At 59.9% G+C, this 4,482-nt stretch carries 5 protein-coding genes; all 5 read left to right on the top strand.

The features are described 5' to 3' along the window. Positions 1-248: 248 nt before the first annotated feature. The 5 genes from oscA to WBB95_RS28890 all read left to right on the top strand — a co-directional run bounded on the left by oscA (position 249) and on the right by WBB95_RS28890 (position 4,406). On the top strand, positions 249-431 hold the full coding sequence (oscA, locus tag WBB95_RS28910; RefSeq protein WP_010565387.1) for a sulfur starvation response protein OscA: 183 nt from the start codon (positions 249-251) through the stop codon (positions 429-431). 76 nt (positions 432-507) lie between these two features. Further along, positions 508-1,518, top strand: a complete 1,011-nt coding sequence (locus tag WBB95_RS28905) for a sulfate ABC transporter substrate-binding protein (RefSeq protein ID WP_424490690.1) — start codon at positions 508-510, stop codon at positions 1,516-1,518. Between the two features lie 199 nt (positions 1,519-1,717). Continuing rightward, on the top strand, positions 1,718-2,536 hold the full coding sequence (gene cysT / locus WBB95_RS28900) for a sulfate ABC transporter permease subunit CysT (protein ID WP_424490689.1): 819 nt from the start codon (positions 1,718-1,720) through the stop codon (positions 2,534-2,536). A gap of 13 nt (positions 2,537-2,549) precedes the next feature. Further along, on the top strand, positions 2,550-3,422 hold the full coding sequence (gene cysW / locus WBB95_RS28895; protein WP_424490688.1) for a sulfate ABC transporter permease subunit CysW: 873 nt from the start codon (positions 2,550-2,552) through the stop codon (positions 3,420-3,422). A 3-nt stretch (positions 3,423-3,425) separates the two neighbouring features. Further along, positions 3,426-4,406 (top strand): sulfate/molybdate ABC transporter ATP-binding protein, encoded by a 981-nt coding sequence (locus WBB95_RS28890; RefSeq protein ID WP_065899550.1) that lies wholly within the window; start codon positions 3,426-3,428, stop codon positions 4,404-4,406. Positions 4,407-4,482 lie beyond the last annotated feature (76 nt).

Raw genomic sequence — 4,482 nt, 5'->3', positions numbered from 1 at the left:
CAGATGTACTGACTGATTCACCGCTTTCGCGAGCAAGCCCGCTCCCACATTTGGATCTCGGCATGGCTTATTTTCAGTGTTGCACGCGTTAAAACCCTCGCAACCCCACGTCCTGCCAGAAAATTCTTTCTGGTTATATAAACATTCTTAAATAGTATTTTTAAGAATATCCGCGCTTATCTACTATCGCCCTCACGCCGCAAGCAGTGCCGCCACTGCGAGGCACTATTCATTTCAGGAGCGAGACCATGAGCGCATCTCTACGTAGCGTTGACGGCCAGGACGAAGCAGCCATTTTGCGCGAGATCCAGAGCGCCCTGCGCGATCTGCGGTTTGGCGCGGTGGAAATCACTGTGCATAACGCCCAGGTGGTTCAGATCGAACGCAAAGAAAAATTCCGTTTGCAGAACCCGGGCAACAAACCGGCTTAAGCAACACCGGCGATTCGCATGCTAGACCCGCAACTATAAGAAAAAGCCAACACCCAAGCATTCTCAGGAGCCTTCTATGTCGTCGATTCGCCGTTACGCCCTGGCCGCACTGGCCAGTGCTGTGTTTGCAGGTTCCGCCGTTGCCAAGGACTACGAGTTGCTCAACGTCTCGTACGACCCTACCCGTGAGCTGTACCAGGACTACAACGCTGAGTTCACCACGTTCTGGAAACAGTCCCATCCAGGCGACAACGTCAAGATCCAGCAATCCCACGGCGGTTCGGGCAAGCAAGGCCGAGCGGTAATCGACGGCCTGCGCGCCGACGTCGTGACCCTGGCCCTGGCCGGCGACATCGACGAAATCGCCAAATTGGGCAAGACCCTGCCGGAAAACTGGCAGACCCGCCTGCCGGACGCCAGCACCCCGTACACCTCGACCATCGTGTTCCTGGTGCGCAAGGGCAACCCTAAAGGCATCAAGGATTGGGGCGACCTGATCAAGAAAGACGTGTCCGTGATCACCCCGAACCCGAAAACTTCCGGCGGTGCGCGCTGGAACTTCCTCGCCGCCTGGGCTTACGGCCTGAAAGCCGGTGGCAACGAAGCCAAGGCCCAGGAATACGTAAAAGAACTGTTCAAGCACGTGCCGATCCTCGACACCGGCGCGCGCGGCTCGACCATCACCTTCGTCAACAACGGTCAGGGTGACGTGTTGCTGGCCTGGGAAAACGAAGCGTTCCTGGCCCTCAAGGAAGACGGCGGCGCTGACAAGTTCGACATCGTCGTGCCTTCGCTGTCGATCCTCGCCGAGCCGCCTGTGGCCGTGGTCGACAAGAATGCCGAGAAGAAGGGCAACACCGAGATCGCCACCGAATACCTCAAGCACCTGTACAGCCCGGCTGGCCAGGAGATTGCGGCGAAGAACTTCTACCGCCCACGCGATGAGAAAGTCGCCGCCAAATACGCCCAGCAGTTCCCGAAACTGGACCTGGTGACTATCGACAAAGACTTCGGCGGCTGGAAAACTGCCCAACCGAAATTCTTTAACGACGGTGGCGTGTTCGACCAGATTTACACGGCGCAGTAAGCCAAAGTACCTGTAGGAGCCCGTCTTCCGGCGGGAGCCGGGCTTGTGTGGGAGCTGGCTTGCCTGCGATGCAAGCACCTCGGTGTAACTGATACACCGAGGTGCCTGCATCGCGGGCAAGCCCGGCTCCCACAGAAGAGCCAGCTCCCCTAGAAAGCGCGCTCCTGCAGTGGTTTCTACCCTTTAACCAAGGACTCTTATGTCGCGTCGTATTTCCCCCGTCATACCCGGCTTCGGGCTGACGCTGGGCTACACCGTGGTGTACCTCAGCCTGATCGTACTCATCCCCCTCGCGGCGATGTTTGTACACGCCGCTCAACTCACCTGGGATCAGTTCTGGAATATCGTCACCGCGCCACGTGTGCTGGCGGCGTTGAAACTGAGCTTCGGTACCGCATTTTGCGCGGCGATCATCAACGGCCTTATCGGTACGCTGCTGGCCTGGGTGCTGGTGCGCTACACCTTCCCCGGCCGCAAGATCATCGATGCGATGATCGACCTGCCGTTTGCCCTGCCCACGGCCGTCGCCGGTATCGCGCTCACCGCGCTGTACACGCCGACCGGCCTGGTCGGCCAGTTCGCCGCCGACCTGGGCTTCAAGATCGCCTACAGCCCGCTAGGCATTACGTTGGCGCTGACCTTCGTCACGCTGCCCTTCGTGGTGCGTACCGTGCAGCCGGTGCTGGCCGATATCCCCCGGGAAATCGAAGAAGCCGCCGCCTGCCTGGGCGCCAAGCCGTTGCAAGTGTTCCGCTACATCCTAGTTCCCGCTTTGCTGCCCGCCTGGCTGACCGGTTTTGCACTGGCCTTCGCGCGTGGCGTGGGTGAGTACGGTTCGGTGATTTTCATCGCCGGCAACATGCCGATGAAAACCGAGATTCTGCCGCTGCTGATCATGGTCAAGCTCGACCAATACGACTACACCGGCGCTACCGCCATCGGCGTGATGATGCTGGTGGTTTCCTTTGTCCTGCTGCTGCTGATCAACTTGTTGCAGCGGCGCATCGAAACCCCATAAGGAGGCGCGGAACATGTCCCAATCGTCTATTTCCGCCGCGTCCTCGGCCAACGCTGCCCGTCGTGGCAACGCGGTGTCGCGACGTATCCTGATCAGCCTTGGCTGGTTGGTGTTCTTCCTGTTCCTGCTGCTGCCGCTGTTTATCGTGGTGTCCCAGGGCTTGAAGAACGGCCTCGGTGCGTTTTTCACCGCGATCCTCGAACCCGACGCGCTGTCGGCGCTGAAACTCACGGTGATCGCCGTGGTGATTTCGGTGCCGCTCAACGTGGTGTTCGGCGTCAGCGCCGCCTGGTGCGTGAGCAAGTACTCGTTCCGTGGCAAAAGCATCCTGGTCACGCTGATCGACCTGCCTTTCTCGGTGTCGCCGGTGATTGCGGGCCTGGTCTATGTGCTGATGTTTGGCGCGCAGGGCTTTTTCGGCCCGTGGCTGCAGGACCATGACATCCAGATCGTGTTTGCCTTGCCCGGTATCGTGCTTGCCACCATCTTCGTGACGGTGCCGTTCGTGGCCCGTGAACTGATCCCGCTGATGCAGGAGCAGGGCACCCAGGAAGAAGAGGCCGCGCGTCTGCTGGGCGCCAACGGCTGGCAGATGTTCTGGCACGTGACCGTGCCGAACATCAAGTGGGGCCTGATCTACGGCGTGGTGCTGTGTACTGCGCGGGCCATGGGTGAGTTCGGCGCGGTGTCGGTGGTGTCCGGCCACATTCGCGGCGTGACCAACACGTTGCCGCTGCACGTCGAGATCCTCTACAACGAATACAACCATGTCGCCGCGTTTGCCGTCGCGAGCCTGTTGCTGATCCTGGCGCTCTTCATCCTGCTGCTCAAGCAGTGGAGCGAGAACCGTATCAACCGCCTGCGCAAAAGCGCCGGTGAGGAATAAGTCATGTCGATCGAAGTCCGTAATGTCAGCAAGAATTTCAACGCCTTCAAGGCCCTGAACAGCATCAATCTGGACATCCAGAGTGGCGAGCTGGTGGCGTTGCTGGGCCCGTCCGGCTGCGGCAAGACCACCTTGCTGCGCATCATCGCCGGCCTGGAAACCCCGGATGACGGCAGCATCGTGTTCCACGGTGAAGACGTGTCCGGCCACGACGTGCGGGACCGCAACGTCGGTTTCGTGTTCCAGCACTACGCGCTGTTCCGCCACATGACCGTGTTCGACAACGTCGCCTTCGGCCTGCGCATGAAGCCGAAAAACCAGCGCCCGAGCGAAAGTCAGATCGCGGTCAAGGTTCATGAATTGCTGAACATGGTGCAACTGGATTGGCTCTCGGATCGCTACCCGGAGCAGTTGTCTGGTGGCCAGCGTCAGCGTATCGCTCTGGCCCGCGCCCTGGCGGTAGAGCCCAAAGTGCTGTTGCTGGACGAACCGTTCGGCGCCCTGGATGCCAAGGTGCGTAAAGAATTGCGCCGCTGGCTGGCCCGCCTGCACGAAGACATCAACCTGACCTCCGTGTTCGTGACCCACGACCAGGAAGAAGCCATGGAAGTCGCCGACCGCATCGTGGTGATGAACAAGGGCGTGATCGAGCAGATCGGCTCACCGGGTGAAGTCTACGAAAACCCGGCCAGCGATTTCGTTTATCACTTCCTCGGTGACTCGAACCGCCTGCACCTGGGTGAAGACAAGCACGTGCTGTTCCGCCCGCATGAAGTGTCGCTGTCGCGCCATGAGCTGGAAGACCACCACGCGGCTGAAGTGCGTGATATTCGCCCGCTCGGCGCTACCACTCGGGTAACGCTGAAGGTCGAAGGCCAAAGCGAGCTGATCGAAGCGGAAGTGGTCAAAGACCACGACAGCCTGACCGGCCTGGCGCGGGGCGAGACGCTGTTTTTCAAACCCAAGGTCTGGCAGAAAGCTTAAACCCTCTGCAGGGTCCAATGTGGAGGCAGGCTTATGTGGGAGCTGGCTTGCCTGCGATAGCCATAAGTATCTACAC

It is taken from the genome of Pseudomonas sp. (assembly GCF_049645325.1).
In the GTDB taxonomy this organism is placed as follows: Bacteria; Pseudomonadota; Gammaproteobacteria; order Pseudomonadales; family Pseudomonadaceae; genus Aquipseudomonas.
The sequence above is the reverse complement of the archived record's forward strand: the minus strand, read 5'-3'. Positions and strand labels throughout refer to the sequence as shown.